We start from the raw sequence: 20,818 nt of genomic DNA on the forward strand, positions 1-20,818 counted from the left end.
GAGGGATTTTTGCGGGAACACACAGGTTCCCGTTTATGTTGAAAACGAGTTACGCCGCCAGCGTATGCTGCGCCATGTTCCCCAGCAGTGAACCGATAAATTCGATGCGCTGTGGACGGTCGCTCAGATCCTTCATGAATTTCAGGCGGGTTGGGCCATCGAGACGGTAGGTGCCCGGATCGCGCTGTAACAGACCGATAAGGTGGGACGGATCGACGCGGTTTTGCTCGCTGAATTCGATAAATCCACCTTTTTCATTCCCTTCAATACGGCGAATACCCAGCGCCTGTGCCTGCTGACGCAAGGCGGCAATCTGCAACAGATAGCGACTTGCATCGGGAAGGAGACCGAAGCGATCGATCAGTTCGACCTTCAACTCATCCAGCTCGGTGGTGGTTTTCGCGCTGGCGATACGTTTGTATAACGACAGACGCGTATTGACGTCGGGAATGAAATCGTCAGGCAGCAGGGCAGGCAAACGCAGTTCGACGTCGGTCTGGCTGTTGATCAGATCTTCCAGCGATGGCTCCCGACCCGCTTTCAGGGCCTCGACGGCGCTTTCCAGCAATTCCATATAGAGCGAGAAACCGACGCTGGTCATTTGTCCGCTCTGATCGTCCCCGAGCAGTTCGCCTGCGCCACGGATTTCCAGATCGTGCGTGGCCAACGCAAAACCGGCGCCGAGGTCTTCCAATGAGGCAATCGCTTCCAGACGCTTCTGCGCATCGGTGCTCATCGCTTTAGGATTCGGCGTCAGCAGGTAGGCGTAAGCCTGATGATGGGAGCGCCCGACACGACCACGCAGCTGGTGCAACTGTGCCAGACCGAAGTGATCGGCACGCTCGATGATAATGGTGTTAGCGCTCGGGATATCGATCCCGGTTTCGATGATCGTGGTACATACCAGCACGTTAAAACGCTGGTGGTGGAAGTCGTTCATGACCCGTTCCAGCTCACGTTCGCGCATCTGACCGTGACCGATCGCGATGCGTGCTTCTGGCACCAACTCTGCCAGCCGCTGGGTGGCTTTCTCGATATTTTCGACGTCGTTATAGAGGTAATACACCTGTCCACCGCGCAGAGTTTCACGCAGAATCGCTTCGCGCACCACCAGATTGTCATATTCGCGGACGAAGGTTTTCACCGCTAAACGGCGGGCTGGCGGCGTGGCGATGATCGACAGATCGCGCATTCCACTCATGGCCATGTTGAGCGTACGCGGAATCGGCGTAGCGGTCAGCGTCAGGATATCGACATCCGCCCGCATCGCTTTGATCCGCTCTTTGTGCCGCACGCCGAAGCGATGCTCTTCGTCCACAATTAGCAGCCCTAAATCACGCCAGTGTACGTCGCTCTGTAACAGCTTATGGGTGCCAATCAGAATATCGACTTTGCCTTCCTGCGTTTCCTTTAGCACCTGAGTTTGTTCACGCGCGCTGCGGAAGCGGGAGATCATTTCAATCTTCACCGGCCAGTTGGCAAAGCGATCGCGAAAGTTGTCAAAGTGCTGCTGTGCCAACAGCGTTGTTGGCACCAGAACGGCAACCTGTTTATGGTTTTCAACTGCCAAAAACGCGGCGCGCATCGCCACTTCGGTTTTCCCAAAGCCGACATCGCCACAGACCAGACGATCCATCGCCAGCGGCTGGCACATGTCGCTCAGCACGGCGTTGATGGCCTGCGCCTGATCGGGCGTGGTTTCGAAGGGGAAACTTTCGCAGAAAAGCTGATACTGCGTTTTGTCATGCTTAAACGCAAAGCCGCTTTTCGCCGCACGCTGAGCATAAATATCCAGCAGCTCGGCAGCGACATCGCGCACTCTTTCTGCCGCTTTTTGCCGCGCGCGTGACCAGGCATCGCCACCCAGTTTATGCAGCGGCGCATTCTCATCGGCACCGCCCGCGTAGCGGCTGATCAAATGCAGCGAGGAAACAGGAACGTACAGCTTGTCTTCGCCCGCATAAGTCAAAATCAGGTATTCGGCCTTGATGCCGCCTGCTTCTAGCGTGGTTAGCCCAGCATAACGGCCAACGCCGTGTTCGAGGTGGACAACGGGCTGCCCCGGCCGTAGTTCCGCCAGATTGCGAATCAGCGTATCGGTATTGATCGTGCGGCGGCTATCCTGACGGCGGCGACTGACGCGCTCACCCAGCAGATCGCTTTCGCAGATCAATGCACGCTGACGCAGCGTGTCGATAAAACCGTGTTCGCTGGCACCGATGATCAGGTAAGTGCCGCGCTCCTGAGCCTGCTCCAGCGTGTTAATGAGTGTCGGATTCAGTTTGATACGCGCCAGCAGCTCTTGAAGCGTTTCACGTCGGCCTTCGCTCTCGACGGAGAAAATAATCTGGCCTTCGAACTGTTCGATAAAACGGCGTAGCGCGTCCAGCGGGGATTTCTGCTGATGCTGAATCGCCAGCTCCGGCAGCGGCAGATAGGCCAGATTCACGTTGGCGGCTTTTTCCGGCAGCGTATCGGTTCTTAATTGCACGCGCGGCCACGCTTTCAGCTCCGTGAACAGACCGTCTACGCGCAGCCAGAGTGAATCCGACGGCAGCAGCGGACGCATAGGATCGACACGACGGCTTTCAAAGCGCTGCTGAATATCCTGCCAGAAACGCTCGGCGCTCTGTTCGATATTGCCTGTGTTGACGATCAGCGTGTTGTTCGGGAAATAGCTGAACAACGACGGCAGTGGCTCACTGAAGAATAACGGCTGCCAGTATTCGATCCCGGCGGGCCAGACGCCTTTGCTGACCTGCTGATAAATGTGCTCGGCATCGCGTCGCACCTCAAACTGCTCGCGCCACTGGCTGCGGAAAAGTTCGATGGCGGATTTATCGGTCGGAAACTCGTGGGCGGGCAGCAGATTAATGTGCGGCACTTCATTCAGCGTGCGCTGCGTATCCACATCGAACAGACGCAGGCTGTCGATCTCGTCGTCAAAGAAATCGATACGGTAGGGCTCTTCGCTCCCCATCGGGAACAGGTCCAGCAGCGCGCCGCGCGTGGCATATTCACCGTGTTCCATGACCTGATCGACGCTGCGGTAGCCCGCCTGCTCTAATTGCGAACGCAGCTTATCGCGCGAGAGGCGCTGGCCTTTTTTCAACACCAGCGCATAGCCGTGCAGGAAACTGTGCGGACAAATGCGCTGCATCAGCGTGTTGACCGGCAGAATCAGAACGCCGCGCGTCATGTTGGGCAATTGATAGAGCGTGGAAAGGCGGGTCGAAATAATTTCCTGATGCGGAGAAAAACTATCGTAGGGCAGCGTTTCCCAGTCAGGCAGGGTGGTGACGTGCTGGTCGGTAAATTGCTGAATTTCATCACGCAATCGCAGAGCGTTTTGCATATCCGGCGCGATAAGCACCACTAGCCCGGCGTGGCGTTCAATGATTTCTGCACATTCAACGGCGCAGGCAGCGCCGGTTAACTGGCCCAGCAGGCGCTGCTCACCCGCTTTGGGCGGCAGCGAATAACGGTAATTTTCAGGCATCATCTGATTATCGGGTCTCGCCTCTCTGCATCCGGCCAAGAATAAGAAAAAGCCGTAGAGTGAGGGTGTTAGGGTTCCATAAAGCAGTACTACCCTTTATTATCCTTGATCACTTTGCTTTGGCAACCTTATCCAGACGGATTTCATGTATCAACCTGTCGCTTTATTTATTGGCCTGCGTTACATGCGTGGGCGTGCATCAGACCGCTTCGGCCGGTTTGTCTCTTGGTTATCCGCGATTGGCATCACGCTGGGCGTGATGGCGTTGGTCACCGTGCTTTCCGTGATGAATGGCTTCGAGCGCGAACTGGAAGGCAATATTCTGGGCGTGATGCCTCAGGCAGTTATCTCTACGCCACAAGGTTCGCTTAACCCGGCGTTGATTCCTGCTTCCTCCTTAGACTCGCTGGAAGGCGTAACGCGCGTTGCGCCGCTGACGACGGGCGATGTGGTGCTACAAAGCGCCCGCAGCGTCGCCGTGGGCGTGATGTTAGGCATTGATCCTGACGAACAGGAACCGCTGTCACGCTATCTGGTTAACGTCAAACAGCAGCAGCTGCAATCCGGTCAGTATCAGGCCATTTTGGGCGATAAACTTGCCGCACAGCTGGGCGTGAAAACCGGCGATCAGATTCGCATGATGGTCACGAGCGCCAGCCAACTGACGCCGATGGGCCGTATCCCGAGCCAGCGTATCTTCACCGTTGCCGGCACCTTTGCCGCGAACAGCGAAGTGGATAGCTACCAGCTGTTAGTGAACCAGCAGGATGCTTCACGGCTGATGCGCTACCCCGCGAACCAGATTACCGGCTGGCGTTTGTGGCTGGAAAAGCCGCTGTCGGTCGATACGCTGAGCACGCAAACGCTGCCGGAAGGCACGGTCTGGAAAGACTGGCGCGAGCGTAAAGGTGAGCTGTTTCAGGCCGTACGCATGGAGAAAAATATGAGGGGGCTGCTGCTCAGCCTGATCGTCGCGGTGGCCGCGTTCAATATTATTACCTCGCTGGGTTTACTGGTGATGGAAAAACAGGGAGAAGTCGCCATTCTGCAAACGCAGGGGCTGACTCAACGTCAGATTATGGCGGTGTTTATGGTGCAAGGGGGGAGCGCTGGCGTGATTGGCGCGTTGTTAGGGGCATTGCTAGGGACGTTACTGGCCAGCCAACTGAATACGCTGATGCCAATATTGGGCGTATTGCTGGATGGTGCCGCGTTGCCTGTAGATATTGATCCCATGCAGGTCGTGACCATCGCCATTTCTGCGATGGTCATTGCCCTCTTATCGACACTTTACCCGTCATGGCGCGCTGCCGCCGTTCAACCCGCTGAGGCTTTACGTTATGAGTGATTTACCGTTATTGCAGTGTACTAACCTGTCGAAGCGCTATCAGGACGGCAAGCTGTCTACCGACGTGTTACGCGATGTCTCATTCGAAATGAGCAGCGGCGAGATGATGGCCATCGTCGGGAGCTCCGGCTCGGGGAAAAGTACGTTGCTGCATGTGCTGGGCGGGTTAGATACGCCGACGTCAGGTGAGGTTATCTTTAAAGGCCAGCCGCTGAATACGCTCTCAGCGGCGGCAAAATCGGATTTACGCAATCGTGAGCTGGGCTTTATTTATCAGTTCCACCATCTGCTGCCGGATTTTACCGCGTTGGAAAACGTAGCAATGCCGTTGCTGATTGGCAAAGTGCCGACGTCACAGGCGCAGGATAAAGCACGCGAAATGCTGGCGGCTGTTGGGCTGGAAGCACGCAGCCACCACCGTTCATCGGAGTTGTCCGGCGGTGAACGGCAGCGTGTCGCCATTGCCAGAGCGTTGGTGAATAGCCCGTCGCTGGTGCTGGCGGATGAGCCAACCGGTAACCTCGATCAGCGTACGACAGACACCATTTTTGAACTGCTGGGTGAGCTGAACGTCCGTCAGGGCACTGCCTTTCTGGTGGTGACGCATGACCTGCAACTGGCTAGCCGACTGAACCGCCAACTGGAAATGCGCGACGGTCAGTTGCAGCAGGAACTGACCCTGATGGGAGCGCGGCAATGAGATTTCCTCCGCTCTCGTTGCTGATTGGCCTGCGCTTTAGCCGCGGCCGTCGGCGTGGCGGCATGGTTTCGCTGATTTCGGTCATTTCGACGCTCGGGATTGCCCTCGGCGTAGCGGTGTTGATTCTTGGACTGAGCGCGATGAATGGCTTTGAACGTGAACTGAATAACCGCATTTTGGCCGTGGTGCCGCATGGCGAGATTGCACCAGTCAATCAGCCTTTCGACGGTTGGCAGGACATTCTTCCGAAAATAGAACAGGTGCCAGGCGTTGCGGCCGCGGCACCTTATATCAATTTCACCGGGCTGCTGGAGAACGGTGCCAAACTTCAGGCGGTTCAGGTAAAAGGCGTCGATCCACAGCAGGAGAAACGTCTTAGCGCGCTGCCCAACTATGTGCTGAATGATGCCTGGCAGCGGTTCCGCGCGGGTGAACAGCAGGTCATTATCGGTCAGGGCGTGGCGAAAGCGCTGAATGTGACTGAAGGCGACTGGGTCACCGTGATGATCCCGAACAGCGACCCAGAAATGAAGCTGATGCAGCCGAAACGCATCCGACTGCACGTCAGCGGTATTTTACAGCTGAGCGGCCAGCTCGATCACGGCTTAGCGCTGATTCCGTTGGTGGATGCCCAGCAATATCTGGATATGGGGCCGAGCGTAACGGGGATCGCCATCAAAGCCAATGACGTGTTCTCCGCCAATAAACTGGTGCGCGATGCGGGCGAAGTCACGAATGCCTATGTCTCTATTCGCAGCTGGATTGGCACCTATGGTTATATGTATCGGGACATTCAGATGGTGAGAACCATCATGTATCTGGCGATGATTCTGGTGATTGGCGTGGCCTGTTTTAATATTGTTTCAACGCTGGTGATGGCGGTGAAAGACAAAAGCAGCGACATCGCAGTCTTGCGTACGCTGGGAGCCCCAGACGGGCTGATTCGGGCTATCTTTATTTGGTACGGGCTATTGGCTGGGCTGCTGGGTAGCGTGATAGGCGCGGTGATTGGTGTGATTGTGACCTTGCAACTGACGCCGATTATTCGCGGTATTGAGGCACTCATCGGCCATAAACTGCTGTCCGGCGACATCTATTTTATCGATTTCCTGCCATCTGAACTGCATCTGATGGACGTCTTTATCGTATTAGGCACGTCGCTGGTGTTGAGTTTGATTGCCAGCTGGTATCCGGCACGGCGCGCCAGCCGGATTGATCCTGCTCGCGTGTTGAGCGGACAGTAAGCCAAGCCAACGCACATGCGGCTTGAGATATGACGGGGATATTCCCTATCGTGTGGGAAAGCGATCACACCCTAAGGAGCAGTCATGTACTACGGTTTTGACATGGGCGGCACGAAAATTGAGCTGGGCGTGTTCGACGCAGAGTTGAACAAGGTGTGGCAAAAGCGGGTGCCGACGCCGCGCAATAATTATGATGACCTACTCTTGACGCTGGTCAATCTGGTGCATGAAGCCGATGCTCAGGTTGGTATGCAGGGGAAGGTCGGTCTCGGCGTACCGGGCATGGAGACAGGTAACGACGGTGCACTATTTACCGCTAACCTGCCTGCGACGATGAGAAAACCGCTGCGTACAGATTTGTCGCAGCGTTTGCAGCGAGATATCCGCATCAGTAACGACGCGAATTGCTTTGTGCTGTCGGAAGCCTGGGATGCGGAATTTCGTTCCTATCCTATCGTGCTGGGCATGATTTTAGGCACGGGGCTGGGTGGTGGTCTGGTGATTAACGGACGTCCGGTTGACGGGCGCAACGGCATCGCGGGCGAGTTCGGCCATCTCCGTCTGCCGTCCGACGCGCTGGATATCATCGGTGTGGATATTCCCCGCGTGAAGTGCGGCTGTGGTCAATCAGGCTGTATCGAGAATTATATTTCCGGTCGCGGTTTTGAATGGCTGTACGAGCATCTGTATGGTGAAGCGCTGCCTGCTGTGACCATCATCCGGCACTATCGTGGCGGAGAAGAAAAAGCGCAGGAGTTTGTCGATCGCTTTATGGATTTGTTGGCGGCCTGTTTGGGCAATCTGTTGACCCTGTTCGATCCGCACCTGCTGGTGTTGGGCGGTGGACTGTCGAATTTTGATGAAATTTATCAAATTCTGCCGACGCGCCTTCCTTCACGACTTTTACCGATTGCGAAACTGCCACGTATAGAAAAAGCGCGTCATGGCGATGCGGGCGGCGTACGTGGTGCGGCGTTGCTACACTTAATGGATAACTAGCTGGAGAAAGTATGTATACGCGTCAACGATTAGGGCGGTTTCATAAGGGAAAGCGTATGCGGCAACAGCGTCTTCGTGCGCGTATTTTTCATCGTGATTATCTTGCAGCAAGCGAAGTGAAAAAACCGCGCGTGGTGATACTGACGGGCGCAGGTATTTCAGCAGAGTCGGGAATCCGTACCTTTCGTGCGGCCGATGGCCTGTGGGAAGAGCACCGCATTGAGGATGTTGCGACGCCCGAAGGCTTTCAGCGTAACCCCGAGCTGGTGCAGGAATTTTATAACGCCCGTCGTCGTCAGCTACAGCAGCCGGAAATTGTACCCAATGCTGCGCATCTGGCATTAGCGAATCTGGAAGCGATGCTGGAAGACAACTTCCTGCTGATTACGCAAAACATCGATAACCTTCATGAACGTGCTGGCAGCAAGCGCATCATTCATATGCACGGTGAGCTACTGAAAGTACGCTGTACCCAAAGTGGACAGATTTTTGAGTGGCCGGGCGATCTCGCCGTCGGCGAACGCTGCCACTGCTGCCAATTTCCCGCGCCGTTACGCCCGCATGTGGTGTGGTTTGGTGAAATGCCGCTGCACATGGACAAGATTTACCATGCGTTGTCGGAGGCCGATTACTTCATTGCGATTGGCACGTCGGGGCATGTCTATCCTGCCGCCGGTTTTGTCCATGAGGCTCATTCGCACGGTACCTACACGCTGGAGCTGAATCTGGAGCCCAGTCAGGTAGAAAGCCAGTTTGATGAAAAAATGTACGGCCCCGCCAGCGCCGTGGTGCCCGAGTTTGTCGCTGCCTGGTTGACGCGCGGTCAAAGCATTAAGTTTTAAGCGTCAACAAAAAGTTTTAAACGCCCGCCAAAAGAGAAAACGTCATGAATCGTATGAGGATGGCGTTTTCTCTTGCCGATCGTTGCCGCAGCAACATTCATCAAGCTGATCGAACGGCAACATCGCAGCGTGGTTAAAGAAACAATATTCACTCTCGCTACAGCGAGCATGCGCAACGGTTTCTGTCGGCGAGTCCACCTGCGGATGTGGCGGCTGTTGGCTGTCATGGCGTGACGATGCTCCATGAAGCGACCGTGTTCCATTAAGCGATAAGGTTCGTCGGAAAAAGCCTAGCATAGCGTTACCCTCACGGTATCTCACCACGATATGAATGAGATAATTATGTTAATGAGAGCTATTCTCATCAATGTAAGCTAAGCCTAGTTGATAATGTGATGATGTGGGAATGACAATTGTCAAAAAATATTTACTCGTCATACTTCAAGTTGCATGTGCGTTGGCTGCGTTCACTCACCCGAATCACTTACTCAAGTAAGCTCATCGGGATTCCCTCTCTTGCCGCCTTCCTGAAACTTGAATTATTTAGAGTATAACCGCCGTTGTTCTATCCACTCGTCATGCCGGAATCAACAAAGGCTTAGAACGTTCAGAATGTCCGTCGGGCTTCGACCGCCAGCGCTTTCAGATAATTCAGATCGCACAATTCCACCTGATGACCCCGATAGGTAATGTGGCCTTGCCGCTTCCAGTCGGACATCAATCGACTCAATGTTTCACTGCGCATCCCTAATGACGTCGCGAGCTGGCCCCGACTCACCGGTAATGTCAGTTGCTGAGTTTGCTGAATGTGGTGCTGGCGCAGCAGGTAATCCGCCAGACGCTGCGGTGCGGAGCTGGACGTCAGCCAGTCGATTTGGTTGATTGTCGAGTAGAGTTTCTTGCCCAGATAATTAAGCAAACGCAGTGCCAGCTCCGGGCGTTGTAAACAAAACTGATGAATATCCTGCCGTGGGATCATCAGCGTGTGACCCTCGCTCTGCGCGCGGATATTCATCGGGAAGCGGCCGTGATCCATAAACACCGCGGCGATGGCGACAAATTCTCCGCGCTCAAACTGCCCGAAAATCTTCTCATCGCCGCCATAGGTATGGCGAAAAGCCTGCAATTTTCCTGTTTCAACCAGCAAACAGTGCTGCATTTTGTCGCCTTCGCGAAACAGAACATCATCCTGCCGGAAAAACAGACGCTCGCTTTTTGCCAATAGCTCACACACCACATCATTGGGTTCATCGCACATCCAGTCATGCCGAAACAGCACCTCGCCGTATTCATCGGGCGATAGCGCTTTTTTGACAAATGTCATTTGCCCTCCCAGAGGCTGGTATTACCATCAAGCTAGCAAATGAAAATAATAATCACTTGCATGAATTCAGCAAGCAAAATCACGGCGCGCTGAATCGAGAATAGCGGAGAGTTTCCATGAAAGAAAATACCCTTCCAGCGGCACAGGCGCTGGTTCTCCATGAATTGATTACCCCAACCGAACACGGTATCGCCAGTTGCGTGTTGGCCCGTACCGACGGCGGCAATGTCACGCTGTTTGCCTTCGATCAGGGGCAGGGACTGAGCGAACACAGTGCCCCTTATGATGCACTGGTTATGGTACTTGAAGGTGAATTATTGCTGACGATTGGTGGCGAGCCCGTTGTCGCGCAGCCTGGTACGCTAGTGCGTATGCCAGCCAATGTTCCGCATGCCGTTGATGCGCAGCAGTCTTCACGTATGTTGCTGACGATGTTGAAGACGCTGAAAACTGACTAAGCGCTATTCCATTAAGCGCTAAACGGCTACCGCGATAACACCGAATTAAGGAGTGACAGTATGAGCGATCATGAAGCAGGACATAAATTTTTAGCCCGATTAGGGAAAAAACGTCTGCGCCCTGGCGGCAGAAAGGCAACTGAATGGCTGCTCAGTCAGGCTGGGTTCCAGCAGGACAGCGTAGTGCTGGAAGTTGCCTGCAATATGGGCACCACGGCGATGGAGATTGCACGCCGTTTTGGCTGTCAGGTTATCGGCGCGGATATGGATAAAGTGGCGCTACAGAAGGCGCAGGAGAATGTCGCGGCGAACGGTCTGGCATCGCAGGTCACGATTATGCAGGCAAATGCGCTGGAGCTGCCGTTTCCCGATAATCACTTTGATGTAGTGATTAATGAAGCCATGTTGACGATGTATGCCGACAAGGCCAAGAGCCGCATTATTGCCGAATATTATCGCGTGTTGAAACCGGGTGGTCGCCTGATTACGCACGACATCATGCTGCTTTCCGAGAAGGATACCGGGGCCTTGCAGGCGGTGGAACAGATGCACAAAGCGATCAATGTGCATGCTCAGCCGATGCTGCGTGAGCGCTGGGTGACGCTGTTTCAGGAGTGTGGTTTTAGCAAGGTTAGCTACGATAACGGCGCAATGACGCTGCTGACGCCACAAGGGCTGATTTATGATGAAGGCGTAGCGGGTGCGGCACGTATCGTAAAAAATGCGCTGAAGAAAGAGAATCGCGACATGTTCTTCAACATGTTTCATACCTTCCGCCGCAATCGAAACCAGCTTAACTATATTGCGGCATGCAGTACCAAGTAGTGGCCGTATTCATTTTGACCGCGTCGCGGTAATAAGGAAAAAGCGTGTAAGGCAGGCGAAATCGTTTAACATACGTGACAATACGTTATCTTAACTGCGCTTTTTTATTGCGCTGGATTCCTTGTTACGGTGAACAATGCAGCCATTATCGCCGGGTGATATCCCGCTAAAGCACGCGACGCAGTTACTTCATTACAGCCAGCTAAAGCAACAGCAGTGCAGACGCGATCGTCGGAGTCTGGCACTGCTGTTGGCGTTTCTCGTGCTCACGCTGGTCGTCAGCCTGTGCGCGGGGGAACGCTGGATTTGGCCGACGGCCTGGCTGGATGACGCTCAGCAGCTCTTTGTCTGGCAGCTACGTTTGCCCAGGACGCTGGCCGTGATGCTGGTGGGGGCCAGTCTGGCGATGTCAGGCACCGTGATGCAGGCCGTTTTTGATAATCCGCTGGCGGAACCGGGGTTGCTGGGTGTCGCCAACGGCGCAGGCGTGGCCTTAGTACTGACGGTACTGCTGGGGCAGGGATTGCTGCCCGTCTGGATGTTAAGCCTGAGCGCCATTGCTGGCGCGCTGCTGGTTACCTTTCTGTTACTCCATTTTGCCCGTCGTCATATTTCCAATACCCGTTTATTGCTCATCGGCATTGCGCTCGGGATTATCTGTAGCGCGGTGATGACCTGGGCCGTTTATTTCAGTACCAGCCTCGACTTACGCCAACTGATGTACTGGATGATGGGCGGTTTCAGTGGTATTGACTGGCGGCACGGCTGGCTGATGTTGACGCTCTTGCCGCTGCTACTGTGGCTGAGTCGTCAGGGCGCGGTACTGAACGGGTTGACGCTCGGTGAGATTCAGGCGCGTCAATTGGGCATTCCGGTCTATCGCTGGCGCACGATTCTCGTGCTGGTCATGGGCGTACAGGTCGGGCTGAGCGTGGCGCTGGCCGGCATCATCGCGTTTATTGGCTTGGTGATCCCACACATGTTGCGGCTGTGCGGGCTGACCGATCAGCGTTATTTATTAACCGGATGTGCGCTGGCCGGCGGTGGTGTTCTGCTGCTGGCGGATACGGTTGCGCGCGTTGCGCTGAGTTCAGCCGAGTTGCCGATAGGCGTGGTTACCGCTACGCTGGGATCGCCATGGTTTATCTGGCTGTTATTACGTAATCGACTGTAGCGATATGTCTTGTTTTATCCACTTTTGTTTATCAACTCTATTTTATCACTGAAGGGAGCAAAACGATGAGCACTGAAATCCATGCTATTCCGCTGACCACTATCGACGGGAAAGCAACAACGTTTGAAGCGTTTAAAGGGCAGGTGGCTTTAGTCGTCAACGTCGCCTCTCAATGCGGCCTGACTAAACAATACGACGCGTTGGAAAAACTCTACGAAACCTATCGCGACAAAGGTCTGGTCGTGCTGGGATTCCCTTCCAATGAATTTGCAGGACAGGAACCAGGCTCGGAAGAAGAGATTCAGGAATTCTGCCGTGGGACGTTTGGCGTTCAGTTCCCGATGTTCAGCAAAATTGAAGTCAATGGCGAGAACCGTCACCCGCTGTACCAAGTGTTGATTCGCGATCAGCCGGAAGCCAACGGGACCTGGAAAAGTGACTTTTTTGCCCGTTTGGTCAACAAAGGCCGTAAGCCTAAGAACCCAGAAGACATTCTGTGGAATTTCGAAAAATTCCTGGTGGATCGCGAAGGGCGTGTGATTGATCGCTTTGCGCCGGATATGGCTCCTGACCATGACACCATTGTGAAAGCGATCGAAGAGGCGCTGGCAAAATAAGTGACGCAGCAGACTTCCCCCATATTACAGCTGTTGCAGGCCTGCGTCTTGCCGCGTTTGTCGCCGACGAGTGCGGAGTGCCATCGTGGTGAACTGTTGCACATCATCGGCCCGAACGGCGCAGGCAAGAGTACTCTGCTGGCAAGAGCGGCTGGCTTGCTGGCGGGGGAAGGAGAAGTCTGTCTGGCCGGCACGCCGCTGTCGCAGTATACGGCAGCGGATCTGGCTGTGCGACGCGCCTATCTGGCACAGCAACAGCCTCCGCTTGCGCTGATGCCGGTATTCCAGTATTGGCAACGGCATCAGCCGCCTCTGACTGAGGAATACGCGGTCGAAAAGGTGGTGCATTTTCTGGCGGAACGTCTGATGTTAACCGACAAGCTAGCGCGCCCGCTCACGCAGCTGTCGGGAGGCGAGTGGCAGCGTGTAAGGCTGGTGGCGGCGCTGTTGCAGATTTGGCCGACGATCAATGCGCACGCGCGTTTGTTGCTGCTGGACGAACCGACCAACAGCCTGGATGTGGCTCAGCAGGTGGCACTAGATGCGTTACTGAGTGAGCTCTGTCGTTTGGGCATCGCAGTCGTGGTTTGCGCACACGATCTGAACCACAGCGCCCATCATGCGGATCGCGTGTGGCTGCTGTCGGCAGGGACTCTGGTGGCGCAGGGCGATACGGCGGAAGTTATGCTGCCGGAGGTGCTGTCTCCTGTATTCGGTGTCGCGTTTCAGCGGCACGTGGTCGATGGCAGAAACTGGATCATCACGCGCAGCGCCTGACTGCAGCCAGAAAATGGCGTCGTTAGAAAATAGGAAAAATCGCCTTTACTTGCCAGCCACCCCGATTAAACGCTAAATTAATCAATACTCATCATACTTCAAGTTGCATGTGCGTTGGCTGCGTTCACTCACCCGAATCACTTACTTATGTAAGCTCATTGGGATTCCTTCGCTTGCCGCGTTACGAGGTACATAAATGAGCCTCGCCCTAGCGGGCCAACGCTTTGCGTTGTTCAAAACGTTAACGTTTTGTCCTGAAACTCGAATTATGTAGAGTATATCCTTGGCATTCTTCTCTGCCGCTGTCAGTCTATGGCCTCGGCGGTTTTATGGTAATCGCGATGATACGTTTACGACATGCTTTGATCCTCGCCAGCCTGATTTTGGTCGGCTGTAGCAGTAGTCGGCATAATAATCCGCCGCCGAATGCGCGTTTGAGCGATTCGATCATGGTGATGGTGCAGCTAAACGACCAACTGGGGCAATGGTATAGAACGCCTTATCGCTATGGTGGGCTGGATCGTAACGGCGTTGATTGTTCCGGCTTTGTCTACCTGACATTTCGCGATAGGTTTGGCATGCAGTTGCCGCGCACCACGGAAGCACAAACCGAACTGGGCGAGCGCGTTGACCGTGACAATCTGTTACCGGGTGATTTGGTCTTTTTCAAAACGGGCAGCGGCAGCAGTGGGCTGCACGTCGGCATTTATGATAAAGACGACCAGTTTATTCATGCTTCCACTAGTCAGGGCGTAATCCGCTCGTCGCTGGATAACGTGTACTGGAAACGGGCGTACTGGCAGGCCCGCCGCATCTAATTTCCCCCTTTTATTATGCTTACAGCACGGAGCTGCTCATGTCCTCTCTGCGTTTATTGATTTCTGACTCTTACGATCCCTGGTTTAATCTGGCCGTTGAGGAGTGCATCTTTCGCCAGATGCCCACCACGCAACGGGTACTATTTTTATGGCGCAATGCGGAAACGGTAGTCATTGGCCGTGCCCAGAACCCGTGGAAAGAGTGCAATACGCGGCGGATGGAAGAAGATGGCATCAAGCTAGCACGACGCAGCAGCGGCGGTGGGGCGGTCTTCCACGATCTCGGTAATACCTGCTTTACCTTCATGGCGGGCAAGCCGGAATACGACAAAAGCGTCTCAACACAGATTGTGCTGGATGCACTCAGTTCGCTGGGGTTAAAGGCTAGCGCCTCGGGTCGTAACGATCTGGTGGTGGAAACCACGGACGGCGTGCGCAAGGTGTCCGGTTCTGCCTATCGCGAAACTAAAGATCGCGGCTTTCATCATGGCACGCTGCTGTTGAATGCCGATCTCAGCCGCTTAGCCGATTATTTGAACCCAGACGTTAAGAAGCTACAGGCAAAAGGAATTACGTCCGTGCGTTCCCGCGTCGCCAATCTGGTGGAATTGCTGCCCTCTGTCGATCACCAGATCATTAGTCAGGCGGTGACGCAGGCCTTCTTTGATTATTTCGGCGAACAGTGCACACCGGAAATCATTTCGCCTTCTACTTACCCGAATCTGCCGGGATTCAGCGAACAGTTTGCGCGTCAAAGTAGCTGGGAGTGGAACTTCGGTCAGGCTCCGGATTTCTCGCATTTACTCGATAACCGCTTTACCTGGGGCGGCGTTGAATTACATTTCGATGTGGAACGCGGCGTCATTGTGCGTGCGCAGATTTATACCGATAGCCTGAATCCGGCACCGTTAGAAGCACTTGCCTCTGCATTACAGGGAACAGCATATCGCCCGGAAGCCTTGGCGGCCGCGTGTCAGGCACTGATTACGACGTTCCCCGAACAGCAAAACGAATTGCAGGAACTAGCCGATTGGCTGGAGCAGAGCTTGCGCTAATGCAGTAAATGATGTTTTTAGAATAAATATCATGACCGTTAGAACAAGAGGGAACACTGAGCTTTTTTATCTGTCTGTTGGGAAGTTGGTGCAGGAAAAAACGAGCTTAATGAGGAGGATGCCGGGTTTCACAAACAAAAAAGTCCGCCGGAGCGAACTTTTTATGTATTATTTTATGTAGGACAAAACCAAATTTTATATCTAAATAATTGATTCTGTTAATAATATGGCGGTGAGGAAGGGATTCGAACCCTTGATACGTTTTCACGTATACACACTTTCCAGGCGTGCTCCTTCAGCCTCTCGGACACCTCACCGTGGTCTCGCTGTATCGCATAGCAGCGGACGGCGCTAATGTAGGGAAATTGCCGAACAGCGTCAACAAACTTCTGCATTCAATGCGCGCAATTAGCTAAAGTTAACGCAATTTGTTGCTTTGCTCACCGTTTTTCGTTCTTGGCCTCGAGCACTCTCCAGCCGTATGCCAAAAGTTGATGTTTCATTTGTGTTAGTCATGCGTTGTAATTTCGTTCACTGGCTGCGGAATAGCCCTGAAAATGGTATGCTGATTTGCAAACGTTGACTCAGGAGAACCTATGTATCCCGTCGATTTACATATGCACACCGTTGCCAGTACACATGCTTACAGTACCTTGCATGACTACATCGTCGAAGCACAGCAGAAGAACATCCGCCTGTTTGCTATTACCGATCATGGTCCGGATATGGCGGATGCGCCGCATTATTGGCACTTCATGAACATGCGTGTTTGGCCGCGTCTGGTGGATGGCGTCGGAATCCTACGCGGTATCGAAGCGAATATTAAAAACATCGAAGGCGATATCGACTGCACCGGACCGATGCTGGGTCAGGTGGATGTGATTATTGCGGGCTTTCATGAGCCGGTTTTTCCACCACAGGATAAAGACACGCATACTACGGCGATGATCGCGACCATGGCACGTGGCGATGCACATATCATTAGCCATCCCGGTAACCCGAAATTTCCTGTCGATATCCGCGCGATTGCGGAAGCCGCGGCGAAATACAACGTTGCGCTGGAGCTAAATAACTCCTCTTTCATGCATTCACGCCAAGGCAGTGAGCCAAACTGTCGGGCGATTGCTGAAGCCGTTCGCGACGCGGGTGGATTACTTTCTTTAGGTTCTGATTCCCATATTGCGTTTTCTCTGGGAGACTTTACCCACTGCGAACGTATTTTGCAGGAAGTTAATTTTCCGCAGGATCGGATATTGAACGTAAGCCCTCGGCGCGTGTTGGATTTCCTCGAACAGCGTGGAATGCCTGCTATCGCTGAACTTGCTGACTTGTGACGCTGTCACCTAAAAGTAATGTCACTTAACAATAAATAGGGTTATGAATGAACGAGTTTTCTATTGTGTGCCGCCTATTGGGCACACTGCTTTATCGCCAGCCGCAGGATCCTTTGCTGACGCCGTTATTCACGCTGATTAAAGACGGGAAACTGGTGCAGCACTGGCCGTTAGAACAGGATGCGTTGTTGGAGCGTTTGCAAAAGGGGCTGGATTTGCCCGCAATGGCGGCGGATTATCAGGCGCTGTTCGACAGTGAAAACGGCGCGGTGTCACCGTTGCGTTCATCCTATGAAAGCGATGCTGATGACGCGGAAATTCGTACCTTTTTACAACAGCGCGGCATGCCGCTAAATGACGGTGGTGCGGTTGGTCATTTTGGTAGCTTATTGCTTGCCGCGTCATGGCTGGAAGATCAGGCACAAGAAGACGAAACAGCGGCACAGATTACCCTGTTCGATGAGTATCTTTTACCGTGGAGCGATCGTTTTCTCGGGAAAGTGGAAAGCCACGCCACCACCGCATTTTATCGTACGCTGGCGATTGTGTGCCGCGAAGCGCTGGAAGCGATGCGAGATGAACTGGGTGAAAGCGACGAAGAAGACGAGTCGGAAGCGGAAGAATAATACCGCGGTATGAAACCTCGCAGTATGAAATTTAGTGCGCCGATAGCAGACATGATGTGTGCTATCGGCAAGTCAGTATTAGTCGGTAAACAGGATAACGATCTGGCCGGGTTTGATTTCGATGCCTTTTGCCATCTTCTTCGCCATCGATTCCGCCGTGCTCTTATCCGCATTCAACACGTAAGCTGGCTTTTGGTCAAAATAGCTTTTTAGCGATTGATTAAGATATGGGCTTAGCGTTTTCATTACCGTCTGCATTTTCTCCGGCTGTACGGTGTAATCAACCAGTTCCATGTCCTTCAGGTAAATCGCGCCCTGCGTTTTATCAAAAACTGGCTGTGCTTTCAGCGTCAGCTTCATGTCGGCAGCCTGATTGCCCAACAGGGACGAAATATCGACCTTCGCATTGCCCGTCAGAGTCACTTTCCCCGGTTCTGCCCGACCAATCTGGCTGGACAGTTCGGTCAACACGATGTGGGCATCCACCACGCCAGGCACGCCCAACTGTTTCTGATAATCATTGTGTTTTTGCAGGTACTCATTCACTTCTTGCTCACTGAGCGTGTATTGCGTGAGTTTATTACAGCCACTGAGTGTAAAAGCCAGCAGCACTGCGGCCGCTGCCATCCATCCTGATTTTTTCATTATTCTGACCTCTTGATGCTATTTACGCGCACAATTTATTCATATAGCGGTCTATTCACATGAACGATCTCTTTATGTGAATAATCAACACGATTCTGCACGAGCAGCGTGCGCCTGATGCGCAGGGTAAACAATAGGATAGCACTGAAATGGCGGATAATGCCGCTTCAGAACGAAGCGGCGGAGTAAAACTAAACGGTTAGATTGCCAGACTACTGAGTAGCGTGACTTGAGTCTGTTTTGCCATGTTATCCCGATAGTCCGCAACGCGGGAAGGCGGCGTAACACCCGCAACGATGGACAACGAGCGGAGCAGTGGGAAGAGGTTGATGTCGTCTGTTGATAACGTACCGTTACAGGCATTCGGCTGAACAATCAGCGGATCCAGATCCTGTAAGTCATTGTTCAATTTCTTAATCAGCCCCTGTGAATGACTCAGGTGGTCAGCAAAATTGCCTAGCTGGGCTTCCTTCTTATTGACGAAATAGTGTCGGGCGGAAGCGGAGGCAAATTCTTCAAAGGCCGCCTGAGCAAAGCGGGGGATAATCAGACGTGGCGTATACTCGGAGACTTTACGCAGCCAGGCGGCGATGGCCGGATTGGTTGAGCCAGTCAACAGCGGTTTGCGGTTGTAATTATCGATGTAATGAACAATGTCCATGCTTTCTGGCATGTAGCTGCCATCGTCTTTTTGCAGAATGGGCACCATCTTTTGGCCGATTAATCGCTCTGGCGTTGCGGCGTCATCGTTCGCCACTATTTGCAGTTCGACAGGAAGATTTTTTAGACCGAAGATCATGCGCGCTTTAACGCAGTAGGGGCAGTGATCGTAAATGTAGAGCTTCATGCATCGTCTCCTAAATCACAGGTTGTATACCCGTCATACTTCAAGTTGCAAGTATGTTGGCTGCGTTCAGTCACCCGAATCACTTACTCCAGTAAGCTCATCGGGATTCCTTCGCTTGCCGCCTTCCTGAAACTCGAATTATTTAGGGTATAGACAAAGGCCGCGGGGCGACCAAGCGTGTAACCCATCATCAAACAAGATAGACCGAGTGTGCGAGAACGCTCGCACCGATAACAATTGTTTGAATGTATTAGGAAAGTATAGAAGGGCTTTACCGACGAGATCAAACTCGTCGGTAAAATTCAGACTAATGACCACCCAGCATTGCGGGCTCAATGCGGCGTTGGTTGAACTGCCAATACAGTGCGGCTAACGTCAGGAACCCGATGGTGCCGAGCATGAACCACGGCAGTTCCGGTTGATTCAGTGCGTGTCCGGTATCGAATAACCAGCCGCCGCCGCTGTAACCAATCGCACCACCAAGTGCCAATCCAAGTCGGCTGAAGCCCATATAGCTGCCTCTGGCTCTGGAGTCTGCCAGCGAAGCGCTTAAAGTTTCACGCGCAGGTTCGGCGATAATGGAGCCAATATAAAACAAGCTGATCAGCAGCAGCAGAGTTTGCAACTCCGTCGTCATCCCGATTGGGAACATGCTGACGGACATGATGAAAAGCCCCGCCATCAGGCGCTGTTCCAGCCGGAAGCGTTTCTCGCTCCAGCGGGCGATAGGGTACAGCAGCGTCAGCGATAGCATCGCTTCAATGGCGTACATCCATTTCACCGCAGACGGCGTTCCGGCGAGCTCGTTGACCATAATGGGCAGCATCAGCAAAACCTGAACGGCCAGCATGTAGTAGCCCGTCAGCGTTAAGACATACATCAGGAAACGGCGGTCTCGAATCACGCGCGTCAGGCCTTCTCGGATTGGTGTCTTGACCGTTGAGATGCGGTAGGCTGGCAGCAGCCAGGCATTGAGCGCAGCGGCAAGCACAAAGATGACCGCACCTGTCCAGCAGACAATCTCGAAATCGTACTGGAGCAGCCAACTGCCGATTAGGGCACCGATAACGGCACCCGCGCTATCCTGCATCATGAGCAGAGAATAAAAACGCCCACGTTCCTGCGGACGAATTAACTTGATGACCAGTGCGGTACGCGGCGGATCGAATAGCGTGCCACCCAAACCGGACAACGCACAGGACAGCCAGAGCAGCCAGGGTTCATCGGCAATCGCCATGAACACAAAACCGGAGGCGCGTAGCAGCATCCCGGTAATAATCATCGGTTTGGCACCAAAACGGTCAGCAATGGCCCCGCCGAAAATACCGAGCCCTTGCTGAATAAACTGGCGCAATCCCAATGCGATACCAACTAATAATGCAGCCCAGCCGAGATCGTCGACAAAACGAATGGAAATAAGGGGAAAGACAACGAAGAATCCCAAAACCACCAGCATATTATCGAGTAATAAAAAATATTTACCCAAGCTCCGAGCTTGCGACATCAGAGGCATGTTTCACCACAACAAAGAAAGGAGGAAAATAACAGACGTGACTATTTTGTACTCTAATTCGACTTTGGTATAGCCTATTGTTGGATAATATTTTTTTATCGATTTAACGTTATCCGAGTAGCATTTCGGCGAGAAAAAATGCCTTTCCTGACTCAACTGCGCAATAACTCGAC

At 53.4% G+C, this 20,818-nt stretch carries 20 protein-coding genes and 1 tRNA gene; 14 read left to right on the top strand and 7 right to left on the bottom strand.

Going from position 1 to position 20,818, the window contains the following annotated elements; all coding sequences use genetic code 11:
• Nucleotides 1–49 precede the first annotated feature (49 nt).
• Nucleotides 50–3,502, bottom strand: coding sequence for a transcription-repair coupling factor (gene mfd / locus LOZ86_RS09180; RefSeq protein ID WP_192828427.1), 3,453 nt, complete (start codon nt 3,500–3,502; stop codon nt 50–52).
• Between the two features lie 142 nt (nt 3,503–3,644).
• On the opposite strand from mfd, the gene lolC reads away from it, so the two are divergent.
• The 5 genes from lolC to cobB all read left to right on the top strand — a co-directional run bounded on the left by lolC (nt 3,645) and on the right by cobB (nt 8,632).
• Nucleotides 3,645–4,847, top strand: a complete 1,203-nt coding sequence (lolC, locus tag LOZ86_RS09185; protein ID WP_230243096.1) for a lipoprotein-releasing ABC transporter permease subunit LolC — start codon at nt 3,645–3,647, stop codon at nt 4,845–4,847.
• On the top strand, nt 4,840–5,547 hold the full coding sequence (gene lolD, locus LOZ86_RS09190) for a lipoprotein-releasing ABC transporter ATP-binding protein LolD (RefSeq protein WP_039480363.1): 708 nt from the start codon (nt 4,840–4,842) through the stop codon (nt 5,545–5,547). The genes lolC and lolD overlap by 8 nt, the downstream gene beginning before the upstream one ends.
• Entirely contained in the window at nt 5,544–6,791 is a 1,248-nt protein-coding gene (lolE, locus tag LOZ86_RS09195; RefSeq protein WP_039480367.1) for a lipoprotein-releasing ABC transporter permease subunit LolE, read from the top strand. The genes lolD and lolE overlap by 4 nt, the downstream gene beginning before the upstream one ends.
• 84 nt (nt 6,792–6,875) lie before the next feature.
• The gene (gene nagK, locus LOZ86_RS09200; RefSeq protein WP_039480370.1) at nt 6,876–7,790 is read left to right on the top strand and encodes an N-acetylglucosamine kinase; all 915 of its coding nucleotides are present in this window, start codon (nt 6,876–6,878) and stop codon (nt 7,788–7,790) included.
• Nucleotides 7,791–7,801: 11 nt separating this feature from the next.
• A complete protein-coding gene (gene cobB / locus LOZ86_RS09205; protein WP_039480372.1) occupies nt 7,802–8,632 on the top strand; it encodes a Sir2 family NAD+-dependent deacetylase in 831 nt (276 codons plus the stop codon).
• Here cobB and LOZ86_RS09210 read toward each other — a convergent pair.
• Nucleotides 8,629–8,895 (bottom strand): hypothetical protein, encoded by a 267-nt coding sequence (locus tag LOZ86_RS09210; RefSeq protein WP_156890155.1) that lies wholly within the window; start codon nt 8,893–8,895, stop codon nt 8,629–8,631. The two genes, cobB and LOZ86_RS09210, sit on opposite strands and share 4 nt — an antisense overlap.
• A 344-nt stretch (nt 8,896–9,239) precedes the next feature.
• Nucleotides 9,240–9,956 (bottom strand): Crp/Fnr family transcriptional regulator, encoded by a 717-nt coding sequence (locus LOZ86_RS09215; protein ID WP_039480375.1) that lies wholly within the window; start codon nt 9,954–9,956, stop codon nt 9,240–9,242.
• A 116-nt stretch (nt 9,957–10,072) separates the two neighbouring features.
• On the opposite strand from LOZ86_RS09215, the gene LOZ86_RS09220 reads away from it, so the two are divergent.
• From LOZ86_RS09220 to lplA, 7 genes are all read left to right on the top strand, one after another.
• A complete protein-coding gene (locus LOZ86_RS09220) occupies nt 10,073–10,414 on the top strand; it encodes a cupin domain-containing protein (RefSeq protein WP_039480378.1) in 342 nt (113 codons plus the stop codon).
• Between the two features lie 60 nt (nt 10,415–10,474).
• Entirely contained in the window at nt 10,475–11,239 is a 765-nt protein-coding gene (locus tag LOZ86_RS09225; RefSeq protein WP_039480380.1) for a class I SAM-dependent methyltransferase, read from the top strand.
• A 136-nt stretch (nt 11,240–11,375) separates the two neighbouring features.
• Nucleotides 11,376–12,413: a vitamin B12 ABC transporter permease BtuC gene (gene btuC / locus LOZ86_RS09230; RefSeq protein WP_039480382.1), complete on the top strand. Its 1,038-nt coding sequence runs from the start codon at nt 11,376–11,378 to the stop codon at nt 12,411–12,413.
• 65 nt (nt 12,414–12,478) lie between these two features.
• On the top strand, nt 12,479–13,030 hold the full coding sequence (locus LOZ86_RS09235) for a glutathione peroxidase (protein ID WP_039480386.1): 552 nt from the start codon (nt 12,479–12,481) through the stop codon (nt 13,028–13,030).
• Entirely contained in the window at nt 13,031–13,807 is a 777-nt protein-coding gene (gene btuD / locus LOZ86_RS09240) for a vitamin B12 ABC transporter ATP-binding protein BtuD (RefSeq protein ID WP_052012008.1), read from the top strand.
• Between the two features lie 341 nt (nt 13,808–14,148).
• A complete protein-coding gene (locus LOZ86_RS09245) occupies nt 14,149–14,625 on the top strand; it encodes a C40 family peptidase (protein ID WP_207783042.1) in 477 nt (158 codons plus the stop codon).
• A gap of 38 nt (nt 14,626–14,663) precedes the next feature.
• Nucleotides 14,664–15,680, top strand: coding sequence for a lipoate--protein ligase (lplA, locus tag LOZ86_RS09250; RefSeq protein WP_039480389.1), 1,017 nt, complete (start codon nt 14,664–14,666; stop codon nt 15,678–15,680).
• Nucleotides 15,681–15,907: 227 nt separating this feature from the next.
• Here lplA and LOZ86_RS09255 read toward each other — a convergent pair.
• A tRNA-Ser gene (locus LOZ86_RS09255) sits at nt 15,908–15,997 on the bottom strand.
• A 279-nt stretch (nt 15,998–16,276) separates the two neighbouring features.
• Between LOZ86_RS09255 and LOZ86_RS09260 the strand changes: the two genes are divergently transcribed.
• On the top strand, nt 16,277–17,014 hold the full coding sequence (locus LOZ86_RS09260; RefSeq protein ID WP_039480392.1) for a phosphatase: 738 nt from the start codon (nt 16,277–16,279) through the stop codon (nt 17,012–17,014).
• A 47-nt stretch (nt 17,015–17,061) separates the two neighbouring features.
• Complete coding sequence (locus LOZ86_RS09265; RefSeq protein ID WP_039480395.1) at nt 17,062–17,640, top strand: TorD/DmsD family molecular chaperone; 579 nt, start codon at nt 17,062–17,064, stop codon at nt 17,638–17,640.
• A gap of 78 nt (nt 17,641–17,718) precedes the next feature.
• Here LOZ86_RS09265 and LOZ86_RS09270 read toward each other — a convergent pair whose 3' ends face one another.
• The 3 genes from LOZ86_RS09270 to mdtH all read right to left on the bottom strand — a co-directional run bounded on the left by LOZ86_RS09270 (nt 17,719) and on the right by mdtH (nt 20,645).
• Nucleotides 17,719–18,285: a lipoprotein gene (locus LOZ86_RS09270; protein ID WP_039480399.1), complete on the bottom strand. Its 567-nt coding sequence runs from the start codon at nt 18,283–18,285 to the stop codon at nt 17,719–17,721.
• A 199-nt stretch (nt 18,286–18,484) separates the two neighbouring features.
• Nucleotides 18,485–19,132, bottom strand: coding sequence for a glutaredoxin 2 (gene grxB / locus LOZ86_RS09275; RefSeq protein WP_039480402.1), 648 nt, complete (start codon nt 19,130–19,132; stop codon nt 18,485–18,487).
• 307 nt (nt 19,133–19,439) lie between these two features.
• Nucleotides 19,440–20,645: a multidrug efflux MFS transporter MdtH gene (mdtH, locus tag LOZ86_RS09280; protein ID WP_039480405.1), complete on the bottom strand. Its 1,206-nt coding sequence runs from the start codon at nt 20,643–20,645 to the stop codon at nt 19,440–19,442.
• Nucleotides 20,646–20,818 lie beyond the last annotated feature (173 nt).

Source organism: Pectobacterium parvum (assembly GCF_020971565.1).
Taxonomy (GTDB): Bacteria; Pseudomonadota; Gammaproteobacteria; order Enterobacterales; family Enterobacteriaceae; genus Pectobacterium; species Pectobacterium polare.

Coding starts and splice junctions, on each gene's coding strand:
- mfd (WP_192828427.1), bottom strand. CDS start 3,502: ATGATGCCTGAAAATTACCGTTATTCGCTGCCGCCCAAAGCGGGTGAG.
- lolC (WP_230243096.1), top strand. CDS start 3,645: ATGTATCAACCTGTCGCTTTATTTATTGGCCTGCGTTACATGCGTGGG.
- lolD (WP_039480363.1), top strand. CDS start 4,840: ATGAGTGATTTACCGTTATTGCAGTGTACTAACCTGTCGAAGCGCTAT.
- lolE (WP_039480367.1), top strand. CDS start 5,544: ATGAGATTTCCTCCGCTCTCGTTGCTGATTGGCCTGCGCTTTAGCCGC.
- nagK (WP_039480370.1), top strand. CDS start 6,876: ATGTACTACGGTTTTGACATGGGCGGCACGAAAATTGAGCTGGGCGTG.
- cobB (WP_039480372.1), top strand. CDS start 7,802: ATGTATACGCGTCAACGATTAGGGCGGTTTCATAAGGGAAAGCGTATG.
- LOZ86_RS09210 (WP_156890155.1), bottom strand. CDS start 8,895: ATGGAACACGGTCGCTTCATGGAGCATCGTCACGCCATGACAGCCAAC.
- LOZ86_RS09215 (WP_039480375.1), bottom strand. CDS start 9,956: ATGACATTTGTCAAAAAAGCGCTATCGCCCGATGAATACGGCGAGGTG.
- LOZ86_RS09220 (WP_039480378.1), top strand. CDS start 10,073: ATGAAAGAAAATACCCTTCCAGCGGCACAGGCGCTGGTTCTCCATGAA.
- LOZ86_RS09225 (WP_039480380.1), top strand. CDS start 10,475: ATGAGCGATCATGAAGCAGGACATAAATTTTTAGCCCGATTAGGGAAA.
- btuC (WP_039480382.1), top strand. CDS start 11,376: ATGCAGCCATTATCGCCGGGTGATATCCCGCTAAAGCACGCGACGCAG.
- LOZ86_RS09235 (WP_039480386.1), top strand. CDS start 12,479: ATGAGCACTGAAATCCATGCTATTCCGCTGACCACTATCGACGGGAAA.
- LOZ86_RS09245 (WP_207783042.1), top strand. CDS start 14,149: ATGATACGTTTACGACATGCTTTGATCCTCGCCAGCCTGATTTTGGTC.
- lplA (WP_039480389.1), top strand. CDS start 14,664: ATGTCCTCTCTGCGTTTATTGATTTCTGACTCTTACGATCCCTGGTTT.
- LOZ86_RS09260 (WP_039480392.1), top strand. CDS start 16,277: ATGTATCCCGTCGATTTACATATGCACACCGTTGCCAGTACACATGCT.
- LOZ86_RS09265 (WP_039480395.1), top strand. CDS start 17,062: ATGAACGAGTTTTCTATTGTGTGCCGCCTATTGGGCACACTGCTTTAT.
- LOZ86_RS09270 (WP_039480399.1), bottom strand. CDS start 18,285: ATGAAAAAATCAGGATGGATGGCAGCGGCCGCAGTGCTGCTGGCTTTT.
- grxB (WP_039480402.1), bottom strand. CDS start 19,132: ATGAAGCTCTACATTTACGATCACTGCCCCTACTGCGTTAAAGCGCGC.
- mdtH (WP_039480405.1), bottom strand. CDS start 20,645: ATGCCTCTGATGTCGCAAGCTCGGAGCTTGGGTAAATATTTTTTATTA.